19 protein-coding genes and 3 pseudogenes are annotated in these 21,423 nt (G+C 62.4%); 15 read left to right on the top strand and 7 right to left on the bottom strand.

What is annotated here, in order from left to right; translation table 11 throughout:
* Positions 1–11 precede the first annotated feature (11 nt).
* The 8 genes and pseudogenes from OKW27_RS00475 to OKW27_RS00440 form a co-directional block, all read left to right on the top strand.
* The gene (locus tag OKW27_RS00475) at positions 12–1,259 is read left to right on the top strand and encodes a CaiB/BaiF CoA transferase family protein (RefSeq protein ID WP_429332172.1); all 1,248 of its coding nucleotides are present in this window, start codon (positions 12–14) and stop codon (positions 1,257–1,259) included.
* Positions 1,256–2,020 carry an enoyl-CoA hydratase-related protein gene (locus tag OKW27_RS00470; RefSeq protein WP_429332171.1) on the top strand — a complete coding sequence of 255 codons (765 nt, stop codon included), beginning with the start codon at positions 1,256–1,258 and terminating at the stop codon, positions 2,018–2,020. The genes OKW27_RS00475 and OKW27_RS00470 overlap by 4 nt, the downstream gene beginning before the upstream one ends.
* Positions 2,005–3,813, top strand: coding sequence for an acyclic terpene utilization AtuA family protein (locus tag OKW27_RS00465; RefSeq protein ID WP_429332170.1), 1,809 nt, complete (start codon positions 2,005–2,007; stop codon positions 3,811–3,813). The genes OKW27_RS00470 and OKW27_RS00465 overlap by 16 nt, the downstream gene beginning before the upstream one ends.
* Entirely contained in the window at positions 3,810–4,970 is a 1,161-nt protein-coding gene (locus tag OKW27_RS00460; RefSeq protein ID WP_429332169.1) for an acyl-CoA dehydrogenase family protein, read from the top strand. The genes OKW27_RS00465 and OKW27_RS00460 overlap by 4 nt, the downstream gene beginning before the upstream one ends.
* Before the next feature lie 294 nt (positions 4,971–5,264).
* Entirely contained in the window at positions 5,265–5,759 is a 495-nt protein-coding gene (locus OKW27_RS00455) for a YbhB/YbcL family Raf kinase inhibitor-like protein (RefSeq protein ID WP_429332168.1), read from the top strand.
* Positions 5,760–5,961: 202 nt separating this feature from the next.
* Entirely contained in the window at positions 5,962–7,095 is a 1,134-nt protein-coding gene (locus OKW27_RS00450; RefSeq protein WP_429332167.1) for a porin, read from the top strand.
* Positions 7,096–7,152: 57 nt separating this feature from the next.
* Positions 7,153–7,506 carry a BON domain-containing protein gene (locus OKW27_RS00445; RefSeq protein WP_429332166.1) on the top strand — a complete coding sequence of 118 codons (354 nt, stop codon included), beginning with the start codon at positions 7,153–7,155 and terminating at the stop codon, positions 7,504–7,506.
* 72 nt (positions 7,507–7,578) lie between these two features.
* Positions 7,579–7,907 (top strand): annotated as a pseudogene (locus OKW27_RS00440) (DDE-type integrase/transposase/recombinase); the annotation flags it as partial.
* On the opposite strand, the pseudogene OKW27_RS00435 reads toward OKW27_RS00440, so the two are convergent.
* Positions 7,885–8,132 (bottom strand): annotated as a pseudogene (locus tag OKW27_RS00435) (VOC family protein); the annotation flags it as partial. The pseudogenes OKW27_RS00440 and OKW27_RS00435 overlap by 23 nt on opposite strands.
* A 624-nt stretch (positions 8,133–8,756) precedes the next feature.
* Here OKW27_RS00435 and OKW27_RS00430 point away from each other — a divergent pair.
* Positions 8,757–9,407, top strand: a complete 651-nt coding sequence (locus OKW27_RS00430; protein ID WP_429332165.1) for a BON domain-containing protein — start codon at positions 8,757–8,759, stop codon at positions 9,405–9,407.
* Positions 9,408–9,984: 577 nt separating this feature from the next.
* Here the strand turns inward: OKW27_RS00430 and OKW27_RS00425 are convergent.
* Positions 9,985–10,200 carry a hypothetical protein gene (locus OKW27_RS00425; protein ID WP_429332164.1) on the bottom strand — a complete coding sequence of 72 codons (216 nt, stop codon included), beginning with the start codon at positions 10,198–10,200 and terminating at the stop codon, positions 9,985–9,987.
* Between the two features lie 136 nt (positions 10,201–10,336).
* On the opposite strand from OKW27_RS00425, the gene OKW27_RS00420 reads away from it, so the two are divergent.
* The 3 genes and pseudogenes from OKW27_RS00420 to OKW27_RS00410 form a co-directional block, all read left to right on the top strand.
* Positions 10,337–11,233 (top strand): phytoene desaturase family protein, encoded by an 897-nt coding sequence (locus tag OKW27_RS00420; RefSeq protein ID WP_429332163.1) that lies wholly within the window; start codon positions 10,337–10,339, stop codon positions 11,231–11,233.
* The gene (locus tag OKW27_RS00415; protein WP_429332162.1) at positions 11,230–11,979 is read left to right on the top strand and encodes an IS6 family transposase; all 750 of its coding nucleotides are present in this window, start codon (positions 11,230–11,232) and stop codon (positions 11,977–11,979) included. The genes OKW27_RS00420 and OKW27_RS00415 overlap by 4 nt, the downstream gene beginning before the upstream one ends.
* A 61-nt stretch (positions 11,980–12,040) precedes the next feature.
* Positions 12,041–12,658: pseudogene (locus OKW27_RS00410) on the top strand (transposase); the annotation flags it as partial.
* 551 nt (positions 12,659–13,209) lie between these two features.
* On the opposite strand, the gene OKW27_RS00405 reads toward OKW27_RS00410, so the two are convergent.
* Both OKW27_RS00405 and OKW27_RS00400 read right to left on the bottom strand, forming a co-directional pair.
* A complete protein-coding gene (locus tag OKW27_RS00405) occupies positions 13,210–13,434 on the bottom strand; it encodes a dodecin family protein (RefSeq protein ID WP_429332161.1) in 225 nt (74 codons plus the stop codon).
* Positions 13,435–14,567: 1,133 nt separating this feature from the next.
* Positions 14,568–15,200, bottom strand: a complete 633-nt coding sequence (locus tag OKW27_RS00400) for a Uma2 family endonuclease (RefSeq protein ID WP_429332160.1) — start codon at positions 15,198–15,200, stop codon at positions 14,568–14,570.
* 543 nt (positions 15,201–15,743) lie between these two features.
* Between OKW27_RS00400 and OKW27_RS00395 the strand changes: the two genes are divergently transcribed.
* Positions 15,744–15,953, top strand: a complete 210-nt coding sequence (locus OKW27_RS00395; RefSeq protein WP_429332159.1) for a hypothetical protein — start codon at positions 15,744–15,746, stop codon at positions 15,951–15,953.
* Between the two features lie 76 nt (positions 15,954–16,029).
* Positions 16,030–16,293: an RNA chaperone Hfq gene (hfq, locus tag OKW27_RS00390; protein ID WP_429332158.1), complete on the top strand. Its 264-nt coding sequence runs from the start codon at positions 16,030–16,032 to the stop codon at positions 16,291–16,293.
* A gap of 344 nt (positions 16,294–16,637) precedes the next feature.
* On the opposite strand, the gene OKW27_RS00385 is transcribed toward hfq, so the two are convergent.
* The 3 genes from OKW27_RS00385 to OKW27_RS00375 form a co-directional block, all read right to left on the bottom strand.
* Entirely contained in the window at positions 16,638–16,973 is a 336-nt protein-coding gene (locus tag OKW27_RS00385; protein WP_090812523.1) for a hypothetical protein, read from the bottom strand.
* 82 nt (positions 16,974–17,055) lie between these two features.
* Positions 17,056–17,259 carry a cold-shock protein gene (locus tag OKW27_RS00380; RefSeq protein ID WP_429332157.1) on the bottom strand — a complete coding sequence of 68 codons (204 nt, stop codon included), beginning with the start codon at positions 17,257–17,259 and terminating at the stop codon, positions 17,056–17,058.
* A gap of 250 nt (positions 17,260–17,509) precedes the next feature.
* The gene (locus tag OKW27_RS00375; protein WP_429332156.1) at positions 17,510–18,250 is read right to left on the bottom strand and encodes a 3-ketoacyl-ACP reductase; all 741 of its coding nucleotides are present in this window, start codon (positions 18,248–18,250) and stop codon (positions 17,510–17,512) included.
* A gap of 1,812 nt (positions 18,251–20,062) precedes the next feature.
* On the opposite strand from OKW27_RS00375, the gene phaP reads away from it, so the two are divergent.
* The gene (gene phaP, locus OKW27_RS00370; protein WP_429332155.1) at positions 20,063–20,638 is read left to right on the top strand and encodes a TIGR01841 family phasin; all 576 of its coding nucleotides are present in this window, start codon (positions 20,063–20,065) and stop codon (positions 20,636–20,638) included.
* Positions 20,639–21,423 lie beyond the last annotated feature (785 nt).

The following is a 21,423-nucleotide window of genomic DNA, read 5'->3' as shown; positions in this document are numbered from 1 at the left end:
GCACGGACAGAATGAGCAACGACTCGAACCAGTGTGGGCCGCTGGCCGGCCTGCGCATCATCGACATCACCGAAGTCGTCATGGGACCTTCGGCCACGCAGATGCTGGCCGACCTGGGGGCCGACGTGATCAAGGTGGAGCCGCCCGGCGGCGACATGCTGCGCGCCGTCGGACCCGGCGGGCGCTCGGGCGCCGGCCCGCTGTTCCTCAACCTGAACCGCAACAAGCGCAGCGTCATGCTGGACCTGAAGCGCCCTGCCGGCAAGGAAGCGCTGCTGAAGCTCGCGCAGACGGCTGACGCGCTGGTGTACAACGTGCGGCCGCAGGCGATGCAGCGCCTTGGGCTGGATTACGAGGCGCTGCGGCTGGTGAACCCGCGCATCGTCTACGTCGGCACCTTCGGCTTCAGCCAGCGCGGTCGCTATGCGGACTCGCGCGCTTTCGACGACCTGATCCAGGCGGCCGTCGCGATCCCCGAGGCCAGCGTGCGGGCCGGTTCCGACGTGCCGCGCTATGCCCCGCTCAACCTCTCGGACCGGGCCACGGGCCTGTACGCGTTCGGCGTGATCTGCGCGGCCCTGCTCGCGCGCGAGCGCACGGGCTGCGGGCAGGCGGTGGACGTGCCGATGTTCGAGACCACCGCGCAGATGATGCTGGGCGATCATCTGTACGGCCACACGTTCATCCCGCCGCGCGGCGGCTTCGGCTATCCGCGGCTGCTCAACCCGCAGCGGCGGCCGTACGCCACGCAGGACGGCCTGGTGTGCCTCGTCGTCTACACCGACGCACAGTGGCAGGCCTTCATGCGCGTGGTCGGCGAGGCCGAGCGGTTCAACAGCGACCCGCGGTTTGCCGACGGCGAATCGCGCACGCAGCATGTCGAGGCACTGTACGAGATCCTCGCCGACAAGCTGAAAGCGCAGACCACCCAGCAATGGCGCGAGCTGCTGGAGCCGCTCGGCATCCCGGTGTTGCCGGTGCACACCTTCGAGTCGCTGATGGACGATCCGCACCTGCAGGACATCGGGTTCTTCCGGCAATTCGAGCATCCCACCGAGGGCGTGCTGCGAACCATGGCGGTGCCGAGCGAATGGCCGCAAACGCCGCTGCCGCCGCTGCGCCCGCCGCCGCTGCTGGGTGAGCACAGCGCACAAGTGCTGGCCGAGGCGGGCTACTCGCCGCAGCAGATCCGCGAGATGGAGCAGGCGGGCGTGACGCAAGTGGCGGCGTGCAGCGAGTCAACGGGAGTCGAAGCATGAGCGAGGTCGTGCACGCCAGCCGGCAGGACGGGCGGCTGATTCTCACCATCGACCGCCCGGAGCGCCGGAATGCGCTCAACGCGGAAGTGATCGGCACGTTGCAGGAAGCGCTGGACCGCGCCAGGTCTGACGAGACGATTCGCGCGGTGGTGCTCACCGGTGCCGGCGACGAGGCGTTCTGCGCCGGCGCCGACCTGGGCGGGGATGCCTTCGCGTTCGACTACGCCACGCCGACCAGCGCCTATGCCGACCTGCTGCGCACGGCCCGCACGCTGAACGTGCCGCTCGTCGCGCGGGTCAACGGCGCCTGCATGGCCGGCGGCATGGGCCTGCTCGCGATGTGCGATCTCGCCATCACGGCCCGGCACGCGAGCTTCGGCCTGCCCGAGGTGAAGGTGGGCGTGTTCCCGATGCAGGTGCTCGCCGTGCTGCAGGCCCAGTTGCCGCTGCGCTGCCTGGCGCAGCTGTGCCTGACGGGCGAGCCCATCGACGCGGCGCGGGCACGCGAGATCGGTCTGGTGAACGAGGTGGCTGACGACCTCGACGCTACGCTCGAGCGCCTGCTGTCGCGGCTGCTCGCCAACTCCCCTACCGCGCTGCGGCGCGGCATGTATGCGATGAAGGCGATGCGTTCGATGTCCTTCGACGAGGCGATCGCCTTCGGCGAAGGGCAGATCGGCCTGCTGGCCCTGACCCAGGACGCGCGCGAGGGCCTGGCCGCATTCAAGGAAAAAAGGAAACCGCAATGGACGGGCAACTGACATCGTCGACGCCGGGCAAGGTTGTGCGCATCGGCGGCGCCTCGGGTTTCTGGGGCGACAGCAGCCTCGGGCCGCTGCAGCTGGTGCGCTGCGGCGCCATCGATTACCTCGTGTTCGACTATCTCGCCGAGCTCACCATGTCGATCCTCGCGGGCGCGCGCATGAAGCGGCCGGAGGAAGGCTACGCCATCGACTTCGTCACGGTGGCGCTGCGCTCGGTGCTGAAGCAGGCCGTCGGGCAGGGCATCCGCATCGTCAGCAACGCCGGCGGCGTAAACCCGAAGGGCTGCGCCGCGGCGGTGCGGGCTCTGGCCGACGAACTCGGCGTACCGGTGCGGGTCGCGATCGTCGAAGGCGACGACGTCCTCCCGCTTGCCGCCGCGATGCGAGCGGCCGGCACGGGCGAAATGTCCAGCGGCGAACCGATGCCGGAGCGGCTGGTGACGGCCAATGCCTATCTCGGCGCACTGCCCATCGCACGGGCCCTGGCCGCGGGTGCCGACATCGTCATCACCGGCCGCTGCGTCGACAGTGCCGTCACCCTCGGCGTGCTGATGCACGAGTTCGGCTGGGCGGCCGACGACTTCGACCGGCTCGCCGCCGGCAGCCTGGCCGGTCACATCATCGAATGCGGCTGCCAGGCGACAGGCGGCCTGCACACCGACTGGGCCAGCGTGCCGGACTGGGCGAACATCGGCTATCCGGTCGTCGAGTGCCGCGAAGACGGCAGCTTTGTGGTCACCAAGCCTGCGGACACCGGCGGCCTTGTCACGCACGCAACTGTCGCTGAGCAACTGTTGTACGAGATAGGCGATCCGGCCAACTATCTGCTGCCGGACGTGACCTGCGACTTCCGCCAGGTGCGCATGGAGCAGGCCGGGCCGCATCGCGTGCTCGTGACCGGCGCGCGCGGCCGCCCGCCGACCGGCACCTACAAGGTCAGCGCCACCGCGCCGGCGGGCTTCAAGGTGTCCGGGCAGCTCACCATCGTCGGGATCGACGCCGCAGCAAAGGCCAGGCGCACGGGCGAGGCGCTGCTCGAGCGCGGCCGCCGGCTGCTGCACGAGAGCGGGTTCGCGGACTTCCTGGCCACCCATATCGAGCTGCTCGGCACGGAATCGGCTTACGGGCCGCATGCGCGCCCCTTGCCGACGCGCGAAGTCGTGTTGCGCCTGACGGTGACGCATGCCGACCGGCGCGCACTGGCGATGTTCAGCCGTGAGTTAGCCGCACCCGGCACGTCCTGGTCACCCGGCACGACCGGTGCCGGTGGCCGTCCCTCGGTGTCGCCGGTGCTGCGGCAGTTCGCCTGGCTCATTCCGAAGGCGCAGGTGACGCCGACGGTCACGCTCGGCGAGACGACGTTCACCGTGACGTTGCCGCCACCGCAACCGCAGGTCGCGCGGGAACCGCTGGCGCCCATCGAGGGTGCGTTGCCCGCCGGCCCACGCCAGACCGTGCCGCTCGTGAGAATCGCGCTCGGACGCAGCGGCGACAAGGGCGACACCTCCAACATCGGCCTCATCGCGCGGCATCCGGCCCTGCTGCCGGTGCTGAAAGACCAGGTGACGCCAGAACGCGTCGCGGAGTACCTCCGCCATCTGGTGCAGGGGCCGGTCCACCGTTACGAGCTGCCCGGCATTCATGCCATCAACCTCGTCTGCGAGTGCGCGCTGGGCGGCGGCGGCATGGCGTCGCTGCGCAACGACCCGCTCGGCAAGGGCATGGCGCAGATGCTGCTCGACATGCCGGTCGACGTCCCCGCAGGCCTGCTGCAGGAGCGCCCCGCATGAATTTCGACTTCTCCGACGACCAGCTTGCGATCCGCGACGCCGTCGAGGCCCGCTGCGCCGACTTCGGCGCCGATTACTGGCTCGAGCGGGACCGCGATGGACGCTGGCCCAGCGAGTTCTGTGACGCCGTCGCCCGCGGCGGGTGGTTCGGCGTGACCATGCCCAAGGAATATGGCGGCGCCGGCCTCGGCGTCTCGGCGGCCGCGATGGTGATGCGCACGATCGGCAAGCTCGGCTCGGCGGCGGTGTCGTCGGTACACCTGAACCTGTTCGGCCCGCAGCCGGTGGTCGTGTTCGGCAGCGACGCGCAAAAGCGGCGCATGCTGCCGCCGTTGATCGACGGTTCGGATCGCGCCTGCTTCGGCGTGACCGAGCCCAGCGTCGGTTCCGACACCACACGCGTCAGAACCTTCGCTCGTCGCGCGGGCGACCGCTACATCGTCCACGGCCAGAAGGTTTGGACCTCGACCGCGCAGCACGCCAACAAGATCCTGCTGGTGGCCCGCACGACGGCGCTCGAGGCATGCGCGCGGCCGATGGACGGCGTCACGCTGTTCTACACCGCCCTCGATCGATCGCGCGTGCGCATCAGCGAGATCGACAAGATGGCGCGCAAGGCAGTGGACTCGAATGAACTGTTCATCGACGGACTGGAGATCCCCGTCGAGGATCGCATCGGCGACGAAGGCCAGGGTTTCAAGTACCTGCTGCACGGCCTGAACCCGGAGCGCATCCTCGTCGCGGCTGCCGCGCTAGGCGCCGCTGAGACAGCGCTGGCGCGGGCAACCGACTACGCCAGGGAACGCGTCGTGTTCGGCCGGCCGATCGGCAAGAACCAGGCGATCCAGCATCCGCTGGCGGAATGCTGGATGCACCTGCAGTCGGCCGAACTGCTGATGTGGAAGGCGGCGGCGCTCTACGACGCCGGCAAGCCCTGCGGTGTCGAGGCTACGGCGGCCAAGTACCTGGCGGCAGAGGCCAGTTTCGAGGCGTCGTTGCGTGCGGTGCGCACGCACGGCGGCTACGGCTACGCGACGGAGTACCACGTCGAGCGCGGCCTGCGCGAAAGCGTGCTGTCGCTGCTCGCACCGGTGACACAGGAGCTCGCGTTGTGCTACGTCGCCGAGCAGGCGCTCGGGTTGCCGAAGTCGTACTGACCCGCGCAGCGCGAGACAAACCGCATCCAGGGCGTGGCAACGGCACGTCCGACGACACCGACCGGATCAATCAGCAACGGTCCATAAACCCGAGCCTGGAGACTGCGAAATGAGAATGAACATTGCGGGAGGACACGATTGAATAATCGTCCGCCGCCGAACGTGTCGTGCGAGGGGAGGCCGTGGCGCAGCTGGAGGAAGCGGCGCCATGACAAATAAGTGCATCGGTTCTGGGGCGCATCCAGGCGATGCGGCTTCCCTGGTTCTCAAATCAAGTAAATCAAAGGAAATGGCGTGAGCATCTTGACAGTGATATCGCCTGAATTCAGGGATCAGGAACGGCTGCAACTGGTGCATGAATTCGATGGCTTCGACGGGACCGGCCAGAACCGTTCGCCCGCGCTGCAATGGCACGGCGCGCCGGCAGGCACCAGGAGCTTCGCCCTGACGCTGTACGACCCGGACGCACCCACCGGCAGCGGCTTCTGGCACTGGATCCTGTTCGATATCGATTCGTCCGTCACCCAGCTCGCCGCAGGCATAGGCTCATCCGACGCCACTGACCTGGGCGCCAGCGGCACTCAGGCCACCAACGATTACGGCGCCACCGGCTACGGCGGTCCCTGCCCGCCCAAGGGCTTGCCGGCGCACCGCTATATTTTCACCGTGCACGCGCTGGGTGTGCCCAAGCTGGAGCTGCCGGCCAACGCGCCCAACGCGGTGGCGCGCTTCGTTATCTACCAGAACACGCTCGCCATGGCCACCCTGACCGGCCTCTACAACCGCTGAGGGTGCGCCTTGCTGTCACTGTTTGAACCGCTCGCCGGCAGTCCCAGGGCGATCAGCCCGAATGGAGGAGCCACGATCTAAGCATGGGGACTGCTTCCTGTCCACCCGATGCCGGTAGAAACGCCCGGCCCAGTTTCATTCCACCACTAGCCGTACGCCTGCCGGAAGTGTCCCGCGATCGCCACACAACTAGGAGACCGAAATGAAATCGAAGTGGAGTGGCGCTGCAGCGCTTGTCGTGTTCGCGAGCGCAGCACATGCGCAATCGTCGGTGACGCTGTACGGCCTACTCGATACCGGGTTCCTGTATCAGAGGGCGAACGCGAGCAACTTTCAGTCGAAGGTGAATCTCGGGCATGTCTACGAGCTCAAGGACGGCGGCATCTATGCGAGCCTCTGGGGCTTGAAGGGCACCGAGGACATAGGGGGCGGCTACAAGGTCAACTTCAAGCTGCAGGGGTCGTTCAACACGCCCACCGGGAGGGCCGGACTGGCCGACACGCCGACCGCCACCGCGATGTTCAACGAGCAGACGACGGTGGGCGTGTCGAGTCCGTACGGCACGCTTGACCTGGGCCGGCAGATCCTGCCGATGATCTATGCGATGGCGGACACCGACGTACGGAACGCCCAATACTTCGGCAGCATCCTGACCGCGTGGCTCGGCCTGAACCAGGCCGCGGGCTGGCCGGGCACCAGCACGAACGGCTCGATCGGCGCGCTGTATGACGACAATGCGATCGTCTACCAGTCGCCGAAATTCTACGGCGCATCGCTTGCGCTCGAGTACGCGCCGGGCGGCGTCGCCGGGAAGTTTCAAGGCGGCACGCGCGAGTCGGCCGTGCTCAAGTATTCGAACTACGGCCTCAACGTGGCGGGGGTGTACTACAACGGACACGACGCCAACCCGTTTGCGCCCAACGGTGCCGTGACCCCGGCGACAGGCCTGAACAACAACCGGTTCTGGTACGTTGGCGCGCAATACACGTTTTACAATGTTTCCGTGTCGACGTCGTACGCCATGGGCAAGAATCCGGCGAAAAGCAGTCAGGACAGCTTCGAGATGATCTCCGCCGGCCTCGGCTACCAGTTCACCCGATTCTTCAAGGTCACGTCGGGCTTCTATTACCTGAGGGACCGAAATTTTTCGTCCAACCAGTCGAATCTGTTCGCGGTGGGCGCCGAATATAACCTGTCCAGGGCCACCCTCGCCTACGCACAGGTCGGGTACGTCAACAACCGGGGCAACATGAGCCAGACGATCATATACGCCGCGCCGGTTCCGGAAGGAACGTCGAGCACCGCAGCGATGATCGGCATCCGTCATGCTTTCTGACCCCGTGAACCACGACAAGCGGAGCATCGAATGAGCACAAGCAACATGGCACTCAGGATGGCCGGCGGCATATTGCTCGCGCTGGCATCGGTTCACGTCTCGGCGCAGTCAGGCGCAGCGAGCGCGGCGTCGAATGGCGCCGCGACGGCGGCGTCGGCCGCACCGGCGGCCAAATCGGACCGGGCGGCCAATCGCGCACTGCGCCGCAAGGTCTATTCGGCCATCGTGAAGCACAAGGAGATCAACGCCGGGAACATCAGTGTCGTCGCGAAGGGCGGTGCAGTCACGCTCTACGGGACGGTCGTCGACCCATCGCAGATCGACAAGGTGGCCGAAATCACCAAGGGCGTCCCGGGCGTCATCTCCGTGACCACCAAGCTGACGGTCGAGAAACCGTTCGGCGGCCAGTAAGCTATGGCGGTTCTGTTGCAGTAAGGCCGGTCCGCTATGATGTGCGGAACGACATGAACGACTGAAAGCTCGATGAAGACGATGAATCCGGTGGTGGCCCGAGTGCTCAAACGCCTGCATTATCCGCTGGACGTGATTCTGACTTGCGTGCGCTGGTAAGTGGCCTATCCGCTGAGCCTACGGCACCTTGAAGACATGATGGCTGAGCGCGGCGTTTGGATCGATCATTCGACTGAGCACCGCTGGGCCATCGAGCGCTGTTGCCGGTGCTGGAGAAAGCGTTTCGCCGCCGCAAGCGTCCGGTGGGTAAGAGCTGGCGGATGGACTAGACGTACATCCGCGTCAAGGGGGAATGGCGGTATCTTTACCGGGCCGTTGCTCGATGCGCAGGCACAGATGATCCATATTGCGCCCCGCACCTGGCGCACCGCTCTCTGGGCGATCGATCTTTCCGCCGACCTTCAGCAGATCGATCAGCGAGTGCCCGGCGTGTAACTGGATGAGCCCGAGATCCGCCTGTTCCTTTTCCACACTGCAACCAAGCACATCGCAGTAAAACCGGGTCTCGAATCGAGATCGGCGGCCCTGATCACGACGTGGTCGATCTCACGGATTTGAAACTCCATGGAAAAGCCTCCTCCTTCGTCCGGTTCTTCGTGCCGCTCGCGGGAACTTTCCGAGTGTAGGAGAAGGACGAGCCGGGCGTTAGCCTAGTCGCTTCGCCGAAGGTGAATCCGCTTGCTCATCGCCATGCGGATCGCACGTTGTCGGTATTTGCAGAGACGACCTGACCGTCGGTGATGTTTTTGAATGCCCCGGTGTACGCGCACGGGGCGATCAGGATTTCCAGCGGCATCATCGCGCGCGGGCCAGATCTCCGCGCTGTCCAACAGACGGCTGCTGCCCAATAGAAAGTGCGCACGAAAATCGCGTCGCGTTTGAGCGACGTTGCGTCCGGTGCAGTTCCAGTCGGCGGGCAGTCACTTTGAGCGACCGTTGTAGCTCGCGCAGCCGACGTTCGAATGTCCGCGTGACAGCGCGAGCCAACGGCCGTAGATGGCCGATCACCGTCATAGCGGGCGCGCGCCGGGGCCGGGCCACGCCCGCGCACACTGAAGCTCTGGGTTGATCGATATCAACATAGTCAGAACGCTTCGGACGATGCTAGAAGTTGCGCGTCACGCCACGTGCGGGATGCGTCGCCGTGCCGGCGTCCTTCGGCGCCGTCGACGATTGTGCAGGAGACCGGGATGAAGTCAGACCAAGCGCTAAAACAAGACGTCGAGCAGGAATTGCTCTGGGACCCGGCAATCGACGCCAGGCAGATCAGGGTAGCGGTTCATGATCGCATCGTTACACTCGTGGGGGCAGTGTCGAGTTACGCGCAGAAACTCGCGGCACAGAAGGCGGCGCAACGTGTGACCGGCTGCCGCGCGCTCGTGATGGAATTGAATGTCCCGGAATCGTCGCCTGCGTCGCACAGCGACGAGGATCTCGCCACCGCGATCTTATCGGCGCTCAAGTGGCAGGAGGACTTCCCCAAGGACGCCATTCAGGTCGAAGTCGAACGCGGTTGCGTGACCCTTGCCGGCGAAGTCGACTGGGGCTATCAGCGTCATGCCGCTGAAATGCTGGTGAGCCGCATGCGTGGAGTAATGGGTGTGTCGAACCAGATCACCGTCCGGGCCGATGAAGTCGCCGCCGCCGTTGGTGCCCAGATTTCTGCAGCACTTGCGCGACGTGCAAAGCGAGAGTTCGCCGGCATCGCAATCGACGTGCACGACGGGGTCGTCACGCTGACCGGTACTGTCAGTTCGCTGGCAGAAAAGCGCGCTGCGTGCGGGGCTGCGTGGTCAGCGAAAGGAGTACAGCGCGTCGTGGATAAGTTGAGCGTGGTGTGAAGCGCGGACCTAGGGCGCAATCGTGCACCCCGCTTCGACTCAGGTGTTCGACAGGCACTCGACGTTCCAAGGACGGCCTCCTACGCTGCGGAAGGTCTTCACTTCGGTGCCACAGCAGCCATTCGACTTCCGCTGGAAGTTGTCGACAGCGAACGGGGCTTTCGAGAAATTCGAATGCTCCTTGCCGACCCGTTGCTGACCGTCGGCCCCACCGAGACATATATGGCGGCTCTCAAGCGATACTGTTGAAAAAGTGGCTGACCGTCTCTCTCGGGAGGTTTTCATGGGTCTTCTTACCCTTGATCGACGCTCGCGAGCGGTTCGTGGGCCGATCTGAGAGGTCGATTTTTTAGCTTGCCAATTGCAAAAGCCATGTAGCGACTTTTTCAACAGTATCGAAGCAGAACTGCCGCCTGAATGTCATGGCGACGCAACGAACGGAGGCCGCCTTCTGGCCGCCCGCTGCCTGTCGGCGATCCGCAGCCACGCGACCCGCAGCTGACGGTCGGGTCGGCGCGCCATCAACGGCCGCTTGCGGGGGCGGATTCAACCGGGGTCGCGCCGATGAGCGCCACCATCAGGACAGCAGGTGATGAGCCGCCGCCATGCCGATGGCGACCAGATGCATGAGCCGGAGGAGCGGCTCATGCACCCACTGCCAGCCCAGCGCCACGCCCACCCAGATCGCGACGAGCCCACCGACGATGAAGAGCGCAATCAGCGTGCGCAACACAAGCACTGCATCGGCCGGCCAGATCGTGGTGTCGTTCGCTCCGCGCTTGATACAGATCAACAGTAGTACCGCACCGCGCAGCACATTAGTTGATGTGTGTGGCGCGCGTCCATCCAACGTCCCACACGCTCCCATACGGGCCGTACGCGTCGTAATACGCGCCATACGCTTCCCTCATCCCGCTGGAGTCGCAGCCATGAACCCTATTCCCCGAAAGGTCGTCATCATCGGCGCCGGCATTGCTGGCCTGTGCGCCGCGGTTCATGCGCGCAAGTGCGGATACGCCGTCACCGTGCTCGAGCAGCACGAACGTCCCGGCGGACTCGCCACCAGCTGGCAGCGTGGCACCTATACGTTCGAAGCTTGTCTGCACTGGCTGCTCGGGTCGAATTTGCACGACCCCACGCACGCGTTATGGCGCGAAGTGTTCGATATCGACCGCCTGCATTTCGTCTACCCGGAAGAATGGATGCGTGTAGAAAGCGAAGACGGAAATAGTCTGTCCATCTACTCGAATCTCGAGCGCCTCGAAGCGGAGCTGCTGCAGCACGCACCGCAGGACGAAGCACAGATCCGCCAGTTCATGCATGCCGTCCGCAGCCTGAGCCACTGCCCGCTGCCGTCGTTGAGCAGCGCCTGGCAGGACCGCCTCACGACGGGGCTGCAATTGCTTCGCCACATGCCTCTTCTTCAAAACCTCTCGCACATTACTTCCGAAGACTATGGCAAGCAGTTCAACGACTCGTTGCTGCGAGGCTTCTTCGGCGAAGGAGAAAACGCGCAGCTCGCGGTCGTTGCGCTAGTTTTCGCGCTCGCATGGGTCAGCAACCGCAACGCCGGCTATCCAATAGGCGGCTCGCACGCGGTGATCGGTCCGATCGCGCAGAACCTGCAGCAGCTCGGTGGTGTGTTGCGCACCGGCTCGAGCGTCGAGCAGATTCTCGTGGAAGACGACACTGCAGTGGGTGTGCAACTGGACGACGGCGAGCGCATCGACGCCGACTGGGTCGTCTCCGCCGCCGACGGGCACACGACCGTGTACAACAGGTATTGTCAAGTTGGCGCGGGGGTCGACGAATATAATGGGGCATGAAGAAAGCTTCCGTTTCCGTTTTGCTGTCGGCCGAGGCGCCGATTTCGTTCAAGGGCTATCGATTTCCGCCGGACATCATCAGCTACGCGGTGTGGCTGTACTACCGGTTCCCGCTCAGCCTGCGCATGGTTGAGGAGATGCTGGCGGCACGGGGAATCGAGCTTACGTACGAAACGGTGCGGTGCTGGGCGACGAAGTTCGGTCTGGCGGTCGCGAAGCGTATCCGTTCGACAGCGCCGGGTCGCGGCGACAAGTGGCACCTGGATGAGGTGGTCGTGACGATCCACGGCAGGAAGCATTGGCTGTGGCGGGCTGTCGATCAGCACGGCGCAGTGCTCGATGTGCTGGTGCAGAGCCGCCGCGACAAGGCGGCGGCCGAACGGCTGATGCGCAAGCTGCTCAGGCGCCACGGCTGCCCACGCGTGATCGTCACGGACAAGCTGCGCAGCTACGCGGCGGCGAACAACGAACTGGGCCTGAACGTCGAGCATCGGCAACACAAAGGACTGAACAACCGGGCGGAGAATTCCCACCAGCCCACACGCCTGCGCGAGAAGGTGATGCGCCGCTTCAAGTCGGTGCGCCATCTACAACGATTCACGTCGGTCCATGCTCAGGTATGCAACCTGTTCATGCACTGCCGCTACAACGCGAACGCGCAACAGAAACGGCAGGCCCGCAAGCATGCGTTCATGGCGTGGGAAACCGTAACGGGCAATCCGCTGCTGGATCGCATTGCCGCATAAATTGGTGATCCTTATGTTGAGTGATTTCGCCTGCGCGCCCTTCAACAAGTTGACAATACCCACCTGGCTACCGGCGGCGGTCAAAGGCAAGTATTACTACTGGTACATGATGCTGGACGTGTTCAGCCGCAAGATTGTCGGTCACGAAGTTCAAGAGGTGGAAGCGGCAGAACTGGCGGCGTTGCTGATGCGGCGCGCGAGTCTGGCCGAGGGCTTGGCAGGACGCCCCCTGGTGCTGCATTCGGATAATGGCAGCCCAATGAAGGGCGCAACGATGCTCGCCACCTTGGAGAACCTGGGCGTGGTGGCCTCGTTTAGTCGGCCGCGCGTGAGCAACGACAACCCATATGCCGAGTCGCTATTCCGCACCTGCAAGTACCGGCCTGACTATCCGCGCCGCCCGTTCGGCAGCGTGGACGAGGCACGCACCTGGACGCAGCAGTTCGTGCGCTGGTATAACCACGAGCACAAACACAGCGGCCTGAAATTCATCACGCCGGCGCAGCGGCATAGCGGCGTCGCCACTGCGGTGCTCGCGCAACGCGAAGCTGTTTACGCGCAGGCCAAGGCGCGCAATCCGCAGCGGTGGTCCCGATCGACTCGCAATTGGAAATTGAAGGACGAGGTCTGGCTCAATCCGGAGCGAGTTCAGCCGACAGAATTAAAGCAGTCCGCGTGAAGTGACGTGACAACTACGTTGACAACCGCCGATTGGCGCCGCATAAGCAGTCGCGGAGGCTCGTCTCGCGGTTCGTCCCGACACGGCAATCGATGGACCTCGATGAGCTGGACATGAGCCCCTGCGGCGCCACGCGCGAGTGGCTGTAGCGCTGCAGCGCCAATGTAAATACTCCTGCCGCATCGGCCAGCGGCGGTTTGACCGCGGCGCGACAGTAGCCGGGCCCGGATGGACTGCGTTATCAGCGATGCGACGAACGTGGTCGAATTTACGTGCGTTGGAGGCGAGCGCGTCCCGCCAGCTCGCAGCGACAACGGGCGCAGGACTGACTGAAGCCCGCTGCCACGCAGGCACACCGCCAGACTGAACTGCACGGCCCCGCAGGCGCGCTAGCGCTACATGCCGAGGGCGTCGTGCATCTCGACCACCGGATCGTAAGTGCTAGCATAAGCATTGTGGGAGTTGCGCCCTCCGCAACCGGCGTACAAGCTCGATGCCGCAAACTTGCAGTATCGGAAGCCTCTTCTCTGCCGTGGTGCGGAGTCGCCGTTTCATGCTTCGTACTTGAACGACAAAGATACCCGCGCCCGGTATTCAACGACCTTGCCGCTATCGACCCTCATGTCGAGCTTGCAGACCTCGGCGACTCGCAAATCACGCAGCGAGTTCGCTGCAATTTCCACAGCATTTTTCGCCGCATCCTCCCAGGAGGTTGTGCTGGTGCCGATAATTTCCGTGACGCTGTAGACGCTGGATTCGGTGTCTTGCTTGGCCATGATTCTCGCTCCTCTGGGTTAGGAGGCACGTTTTCCGCACCTCAATGATTTCATCATAGGCCGTCCTGCGAGCCACGCGTCGCTTGAAGTGGCAACGCGCGCTGCCAGAGTCCCGCCAGGATGCGGGCCAATTTCCAAGGGGGAGCCATGTTCGATTGCACACCAAAACGTCGACACGCCTGGCGGCCGGGCGCTAACGTGCACGGACTTTCTCGAACGGTCGTTGCGGCGTCGTGCCCTTACAGCGGCGCACAAAGGAGGCAGCCACAGGGACCCAGTCGCGTTGTCGGTATCGCGGATACGGCATTGTGGTGCAGATAGCGGAAGTCCAAAGTCCATCGTTTAACGGAACAGAACGCCGTTTCTCACTGTCGTGGTCCATAGAAAAGGAGGGGTCGCCGGCGAGCAGCATCGCAATCTTGCCGGAGCCGGTGAAATCTATGTCTGCCAGTGAAGCGTTGCGCATGCGAGGGAGCGCGCAGACGTTCACCGATTCCACGTTAGCTTGTGCAGAAGCGGAGTAGATTGGGGGCACCACGCCGAGCCGTTGTTGTTCATAGAGCCGCTGCTGCACCGCATCGTTCCGCTATCGGAGCAGGCGGAATTCGGCGGCGTGCAGTGCGGGGCGGAACGCGCGAGTCAAGCGATAATTTTTAGCTGTTGGACAGCACGCGCGTGAACAGCATGGGGAGGCCTCACGCATCTCAACCGCTGCCCGTAGACGCCTGCAGGGTAGCCGCTGTGGTCAAGCTCGCGCTCAGGCAATCGCCTGTTCCTCGTAGAATAGGCCTTGCTGCATTTGAGGCATTATTTACGAGGCAAGCATGGCCACGACCCGAAAGAGCAGAACAACCGCTCCGTAGCGAGATATTGAGCAGATTATGAATCGCCTTTGTCAACCGGCCTATAGGGGCGGGCTTCAGCAACAATACGTCCCATAGCGGCCCGTCACGAGCAAGAAATGCGGACGCCGCACAGGTTGGAGTTGGCGATGTCTACAAAGCGGAAGTCCGCATCGAGGAACGACAGTTCTGCGCCCGCGCGGTTGCGACAAGTACCCGGGCCGACATCAAGATGAGTTGACGCACACGGCTTATGACTGCGCCGATGTCGCGCGATTCAGCAGCGGCGCATTAGCGTTGGCCTGCCTCCCACTGCTGCAAGTCATGTCTGACATCCCGAGTCGAGTTCATTTCCGCAATTCGATGGTGTAAATCATCGTAAACCGGGCTGCCGACGGCCCTGACCTGGCAATAGAGGGGCTCGAGCGAGAGTGCTATCGCGAACACGGAAGCGTGGCGTCGGCCCTCAGCTCCCCAAAATTCAAGTCCCCCATCCTGTCTGACCACAATCACCTCCTTCGCGCCGCCTTCCAGGTACGACGCGACCCTACGGTTCATCTCGCGCTGCCGGTCGCTATCGAGCAGCACTTCTACGCAAAGGTCGGGTACAAACGGCACGGGGGTATCACCGTCAAGACCTTCCCATTTTTCGGGCGCCATCCATACCACGTCCGGGACCCTGATACCAAACGATGGCGTCACCACGGGCACTGCCATGGCGGCAAGGTGCCCCATCTGTTCGGCCAGCTGACAGTAAATGTCTGTGAAGGTCAGCTGGCGCGTCCCCGACGGGCAACCATTCGCCACCACCTCGCCGAACCCGGTTAACTCGTACCGGTCGCGCGCGGCATGTTGTGCCGTCGTGACAAGACGATGCCATGCGGCAAGCAATCCGTTGCGGTCCAGCAGGATGGGCGTGTCCATGGTTGTCTCGCAGGGAAATTGTCCTAAGCGTATACCCTCTCCCTGTGGTTTAACAACGTGTAACACTTCATTCGTACTGTGCAGTGCACAATTAGAGCCTCGGCCAGCAGCGTTATCGGGTGTCCGCAGCCGCACACTGCGGGCTGTCAGTTTCCTTGCTACTGGAGGTCCTGCAGTCTAGTATTCAAGTGGTTTCTCAGGTTCGGTGTGCAGTGCGGCAGGAGGAAACCGATGAGAGCCAGGACACGACGTGCTGATAGGACATTGGGTGGCGTCAACCGCGCCCGCACCTGCGCAGTGCTGAGGGCGGTCGCGACCCGGAATACAATGCGATTGGCAGCAACGGAAGGCACCACCGAGGCCGCCTTGCCACACGACGTCCAGCACCGCGAGTCACATGAGCCGTCAACGGAGATTCGTGTCCGTCGCAGGCCGAAGCGGGTGCTTAACTGAACTGGTGGGGACGCCCGCAAGTTTGCGGGGCCGGACAGCGCCTTGAGGCAGTCAGCTTAGGGTGAGTTCTGCCCGCTGAGGAGTTCCAATATGAAACTTGACGCCGCCACTTTCCGGCAACTGCGTCGCCTGGCTCCCGTCCTCGACGACATCCTTAACGCAGGCGAGGTCGAGTATGCAGACCAGGCTGTGAATCTCACTGCATTGGCAACCCTGTGCTCACAATTGTTTGACGCATACCGCCACCTGCATCCGAACGATACTGAGCAGGCATGCATCGACGCTCTCGAGTCGCGGTAACACACTTCCTCTGGACTGGCTCGCGGCTTCAGGTATCGCCGGTACAATCAAAGAACCTATCGCTTTGACCCAGAACATGACCGCACCTCCATGCGTACAGGACGATTTTCTGCAGACGCTCGCAAAGGACAAGACCACCGTAAACGTGTTCCTCGTGAGCGGTATCAGACTGATTGGCCAACTGGCCGGATTTGACCAGTTTGCAGTGCTGTTGGAGTCTGGCCCAGGCGTGCAACTTGTTTACAAACATGCCATTTCGACCGTGATGCCGGTCAATGGCAGGGGCCCGGCACGCGGTTCCGGCGCGGCGGTGAATCGGGACAAGCCGGACAACTTGTGAGTTCGGGTCCGATGAGAACTGTCATGACATGCTGTGGTCTACGCTTGACCTGCGCATAGTCAGGCGACGTCCACGTCGGGAAGGTCAGACAGGCGCGCACAATCCGTACTCTTCGGAACGATAACTCCGGCGCACCAAAGGGTCACGTCGCGTTCCAGTACGCCAAGCGAACTGGCCACCCGACTGGAAGTAACCTTTGCGCGCTTGATGGTCATGTCCAGCCGTGCAGCGAAGGCTCGCCTGGAACAATGGCGCCGCTAGCTGCGAAGTCGCATCAGCGTTCCGTTGCCGTTATTCACGGACGCTATCCGTCTCCCGCGACAACAGAGGCACGCCAGCGTCATTCACTCGTTGAAGAGGTCGCGGCACGGGCCGCCATATCGAACGTCGAGCGATGACTCGTCCATGAAAACGAGTCGCTTTACAACTCCACAATCCTGGACTTTTTGAACGGCGTCCCGTTTCACGAAGACGCCTGGACGTTCGTCGGGTAGAACCAGCTGCATCAACGGTCCGTATGTTTGCATGGCGTTGAAAAAGCTGGGTTCCGCAGAGGGCTCCGTCACCCCCAGCCAGTAAACCAGGGCTGCGCCAGGATTTCGGGCGTCGCGTGCAAGAAAGCGCAACGTCTTGCGGGTACCCTGGTAGGACGAGGGTTCGATATGCGGCACATCGCACATGCCGGTCTCCGGTTGGTTGTCCGTCTGTTTTGCGAAATGGGCCGCATTACGGGCCCATTCATCGCGACGAGTGTCGGGCTTGTTACAGCGGCTTGATGTTGGCAGCCTGCTTGCCCTTCGGCCCCTGCTTCGCTTCGAAGCTGACCTTCTGATTCTCCTGCAATGATTTGAAGCCGCTGCCCTGAACCTCAGAGAAGTGGGCGAACAGGTCTTCTCCGCCGTCGTCCGGCGTGATAAAGCCGAAGCCCTTGGCGTCGTTAAACCATTTTACTGTTCCGGTTGCCATATTCATTCCACGAAAGTTTAATGCCGCATTTTCGTTTGCTGTATTTCACAGCGCAGCGAATCAGGAGGAAAAGTCTTACCACGCTGACACCGTTTCTGCGCGTCACATCGGTCGTCAATGTGACGCGACTGGTCCTGTATTGAGTCATCAATGTGCGTGCCGCAAAGCGGCTTGAATCTCGTCGTCACCTTGTCAAAAACGCAGGCCTGGACTGCTAGCGACCTGCGCGGACCACGCGTCCAAAGAGGCCTCAACCCATATGAAGCCCACCGTTGAGCGAAAAATCAGCACCGGTCGCAAAGCCGGATTCATCGCCGGCAAGCCACGAGACAATTGACGCAATTTCCGACGCCTCCCCAAGACGGCGCACCGGAATGCCCTGAATGATTGCGTCCAGCACTTCGGGGCGCACCGCCCGAACCATGTCGGTTCCGATATAGCCTGGTGAGACCGTATTCACCGTGATGCCCTTTGTCGCTACCTCCTGCGCGAGCGACATCGTAAAGCCGTGAATGCCAGCCTTCGCTGTGGCGTAGTTCGTTTGGCCGAACTGTCCTTTCTGACCGTTCACGGATGAGATATTGATGATTCGCCCCCACTCCTTGCTGACCATCCCCTCGATGACCTGCTTGGTCACGTTGAAGAGGCTCGTCAGGTTCGTGTCAATGACATCGTTCCAGTTCTCCCTGGACATCTTGCGAAACGTCCCGTCCCGCGTAATGCCGGCGTTATTCACCAGCACGTCAATCTCACCGACCGCTTTCTTCACTTTCGCGAAAGCGGCCTCTGTCGACTCCCAGTCGCTGACATTGCCCTCTGAAGCCGTGAAGGAGAACCCAAGCTCAGCCTGCTCGGCCAACCACCGTTCCCGTCGCGGCGAGTTCGGTCCACATCCGGCCACGACAGTTAGCCCGTCCTTGTGAAGCCGCTGACATATCGCAGTACCAATTCCACCCATACCCCCGGTTACGTAAGCGATTCGCTTTGACATGCTCTGCCCTCAGTTGCTGTTACGGTTAGGGAATAGAATAGTTTTCCTCGTTAAGTCACTCGGGACACCGACGTGGCGGCTTCGGTATGACTGCTTTTCCCGTGCGAAGAGCGACGCTCCCGTGTCCAGCGGCATCGCGCCAGAGATTTTCACTCTTCTGCTCAGTCCGCCCTCTGCGTCCTGGCGTTCCGGGAGTGCAAGCTCTGGACGTTTTCGGGGCCTGCGAGCAGAGATGGGGCGGGAGGGCGCAGTGGGTGGCGCCTCTGGCAAGCGGCCACGCTCGATGAAGTCGAGAAGCACCTTCACTGCTTCAGGCTTCCCACGCTTTCCCAACCTATCAAGAAGTGCGCGCGCGAACGGCTCCAGGTCGTCGCGTCCGCGAGATGCCTCAAACAGGAGAACGGTTTCCCTTATCGCTGCCGCCATGCTTTCCGCGCACAGCGTGCTCGAAATTAGCGAGGCAGTTCGCGCCAGCTCCCTCTGGTAATGCCCGAGGCACCGCGCCTTAGCGGATGCGAGGTTGTGTTTGCCAGCTTTCAAAGCGCAACCCGACTCAACGGTAAATCCTGGTGGACTGGACTACCCGCAGGCGGCGTTCGTGCAGACGGGACGCCGAGCAGGAAGGGAGCAGCAAGAGGCATCCAGACCGACGGGAGGACTGCCTGACTTGCTGCGCGCGAGTATGCTCGCTAGACGAGGTGAGTCTGCCCGGTGCAGAGCCAGTGAATATCCAGATCAAGAGCAGCGGCGAGACGCGTACAGGCGTTCAGCGGAGGCACTGTGATACCGCTGCGCCAATACTGCACGTCGTCTTCACTCACGCCTAACCTCTTCGCTGCGTGGGCTGAGCTGATTCGGGCCCGTTTGAATGCCCTGTCAAGCCGTGCGGCCAACGCGCGCCTGAGGCGGTCGTCCTCGACGCTACGCTCGAGGTGGCCAATATTTTGTAGATGCCGATTCATCGCTCAGGTCTCTCAGCTTTATTCTTTATAGATTTCAGCGCGGGTTTGTCCGCGGCGTCGAGTGACGTTACTGGTTCGTCATGACTACCTCGTGACTCAATGTGGCGCCCCTACATCGCCTTGTCAGTACTCCGAAATTCTGTCCCGCCTGGTAGCACAACGATTTACCGCAACAAACATCGGCGTCAAGCGAAAAGCAGTTCCTGGAAAATCCGAACACAACATCAAGCGGTGAGCCGGACTTTTCCGCTTACGAAACGTGGCGAACCGCCCTCACGATGGCAATCACCCGTCCGTTGAAGCTCGATGCCAGCACTGTCCCCCTTGCCCAAACAGGGCGCCGTTAAGGCGATGGGGCCGATGACGCTTTCACGCCGGGTGCGGACGCTGCGGTCTCGCCCTCTAGCTTCCTCGATGCCTCCACCATTGAAGCACGACGCCGTGCACCAGCCTTCTGGCGAACCGGGTAGGTACCGCGTCGCGACCAGCAACTGAACGCGCGAGCGGAAACAACTCCGCACAACGTCGGAACGAGCATGACTGTACAAATTTTCTGCGGCGCTGCACAAGTCATCGTAAACACCAATATGTGGGAAGCCTGTACCGGTTGACTGCTGGGGTTTCTACTTAAAATTCATCTTCGCCAATGCCAGTAAGGCTTTCGGCGTCGACCTCCTAGGTCGCGCCTGATGCGTGCCGAAAGGTCATTGACATTCGCCCCAGCCGCTCTAGAATGACTTTGCTGCATCGCATCAATTGCTCGACGTTGTGGCTTTTGGTGGCTGATAGCTCGCGATTCCGTGCATCGGAACCTTGGGACGCTGGTCCCGCATCCTCTATGGAGTTAAAGATGAGCAGTATTCCCCCGGAACAAATCGTCGCTGCGCAGAAAGCTGGTGTTGACACAACATTTGGCATCCTGACCAAATCATTTGACGCCATCGAAAAGCTGGTCGGGTTGAACATGCTAGCAGTCAAATCAAGCCTCGCCGAAAATCAGGGAATCCTGGTCAAGGCGTTTTCGGCCGGAGCGCCGCAGGAGTTTTTCGCACAACAGGCAGGCCGGGCTCAACCCGCCATAGAAAAAGCACAGTCATACTGGCGCCACGTTTACGAAATTATCTCCAGCACTCAAGCCGAATTCGCCGCCGTCGCCGAAGCAAAAATCAAGCAGTTCCAGCACGATGCACAGGCATTTGTCGACAGCGTCGCGAAGAACGCGCCGGCGGGAAGCGAAAACGCCGTGGCTGCGTGGAAGACCTTCATCACCACGGCAAGCGAGACGGCGAACACGACGTATGAAGCTGCGAGCAAGGCCGCAAAGCAGGCGGTAGAGACTGCGGAGAGCAATATCAGCGCGGCGGCGTTGACCTCGGCCAAGCGGACTCGACAGCTTGCAGCACCGGTCGAAACCAGTGAGAAGTAGTCACGTTTTGTCGTAGCTCACTACTATCAAATCGTTCAGGCGAGCACCCCGCCCGCGTTGCTTGCGGGGTGGCCGCCTGTGGCGGTGCGAGGCGCCCGGTGCGCCTCGCACGCGGTCGCGGAACTCGTCTCCTGCGCCAGAAATTTTCAAGCGCCGTTGCGCAGGTCGCCTGCCGTAGCTTCGTTTGATTTCGTCCGGCATCCATCACGCGAAGCAACCACATTCTTCGAGGCCGCAGGTACATCGAGGCTTGTGCAACCGGGCAACGCCGAGCCGACGGTAACGAGACTGAAGGAGGAGCGGATGAACACGGCAGAAAGGTCCCTGCGTTCGCTGGTTGAAAAATGGCTGACACCAGCTGCGGCGACGCCGATTCGGGTAACCCGATTCAGTCGCACAGGCTCTAGCCGCAGGCGTTACGTGCGCGTTGAGGCACAGCGACCGGAAGGTTCGGTTGGGCTTTTTTTCTTCCGGCACGATGACGGCACATGGCAGGTGTTCCCGCCCGGGACCCACGGGCCAGGAGTATGTGCTGGCGCTAGCGCCGTGTGATTGGGTCATCGCAGCAGTCTGTTTGTCGCATTGCTTGATTTCAAAATCCCGACCTATTTTTCATATTTTTCATATCAGTAAAGTTGGGCGCGACCGTTTTTCCGGACATATGGCGCAAAGCAGAAGCAGGTAAATCAGAGCGCACGCAATGACCTTCACTGACAGAAACCCGACGGGCGTGAGTCCCTACACATTCCGTAATATCGACCCGCGATTGCCCATCTCGAGCAGGT

Origin of the sequence: Paraburkholderia sp. 35.1 (assembly GCF_050436525.1) — a bacterium.
Classification (GTDB): Bacteria; Pseudomonadota; Gammaproteobacteria; order Burkholderiales; family Burkholderiaceae; genus Paraburkholderia; species Paraburkholderia tuberum.
The sequence above is the reverse complement of the archived record's forward strand: the minus strand, read 5'-3'. Positions and strand labels throughout refer to the sequence as shown.

Excerpts from the sequence above, each read along its gene's own strand:
- OKW27_RS00475 (WP_429332172.1), top strand. The coding sequence starts at position 12 with ATGAGCAACGACTCGAACCAGTGTGGGCCGCTGGCCGGCCTGCGCATC.
- OKW27_RS00470 (WP_429332171.1), top strand. The coding sequence starts at position 1,256 with ATGAGCGAGGTCGTGCACGCCAGCCGGCAGGACGGGCGGCTGATTCTC.
- OKW27_RS00465 (WP_429332170.1), top strand. The coding sequence starts at position 2,005 with ATGGACGGGCAACTGACATCGTCGACGCCGGGCAAGGTTGTGCGCATC.
- OKW27_RS00460 (WP_429332169.1), top strand. The coding sequence starts at position 3,810 with ATGAATTTCGACTTCTCCGACGACCAGCTTGCGATCCGCGACGCCGTC.
- OKW27_RS00450 (WP_429332167.1), top strand. The coding sequence starts at position 5,962 with ATGAAATCGAAGTGGAGTGGCGCTGCAGCGCTTGTCGTGTTCGCGAGC.
- OKW27_RS00445 (WP_429332166.1), top strand. The coding sequence starts at position 7,153 with ATGGCCGGCGGCATATTGCTCGCGCTGGCATCGGTTCACGTCTCGGCG.
- OKW27_RS00430 (WP_429332165.1), top strand. The coding sequence starts at position 8,757 with ATGAAGTCAGACCAAGCGCTAAAACAAGACGTCGAGCAGGAATTGCTC.
- OKW27_RS00420 (WP_429332163.1), top strand. The coding sequence starts at position 10,337 with ATGAACCCTATTCCCCGAAAGGTCGTCATCATCGGCGCCGGCATTGCT.
- OKW27_RS00415 (WP_429332162.1), top strand. The coding sequence starts at position 11,230 with ATGAAGAAAGCTTCCGTTTCCGTTTTGCTGTCGGCCGAGGCGCCGATT.
- OKW27_RS00405 (WP_429332161.1), bottom strand. The coding sequence starts at position 13,434 with ATGGCCAAGCAAGACACCGAATCCAGCGTCTACAGCGTCACGGAAATT.
- OKW27_RS00400 (WP_429332160.1), bottom strand. The coding sequence starts at position 15,200 with ATGGACACGCCCATCCTGCTGGACCGCAACGGATTGCTTGCCGCATGG.
- OKW27_RS00395 (WP_429332159.1), top strand. The coding sequence starts at position 15,744 with ATGAAACTTGACGCCGCCACTTTCCGGCAACTGCGTCGCCTGGCTCCC.
- hfq (WP_429332158.1), top strand. The coding sequence starts at position 16,030 with ATGACCGCACCTCCATGCGTACAGGACGATTTTCTGCAGACGCTCGCA.
- OKW27_RS00385 (WP_090812523.1), bottom strand. The coding sequence starts at position 16,973 with ATGTGCGATGTGCCGCATATCGAACCCTCGTCCTACCAGGGTACCCGC.
- OKW27_RS00380 (WP_429332157.1), bottom strand. The coding sequence starts at position 17,259 with ATGGCAACCGGAACAGTAAAATGGTTTAACGACGCCAAGGGCTTCGGC.
- OKW27_RS00375 (WP_429332156.1), bottom strand. The coding sequence starts at position 18,250 with ATGTCAAAGCGAATCGCTTACGTAACCGGGGGTATGGGTGGAATTGGT.
- phaP (WP_429332155.1), top strand. The coding sequence starts at position 20,063 with ATGAGCAGTATTCCCCCGGAACAAATCGTCGCTGCGCAGAAAGCTGGT.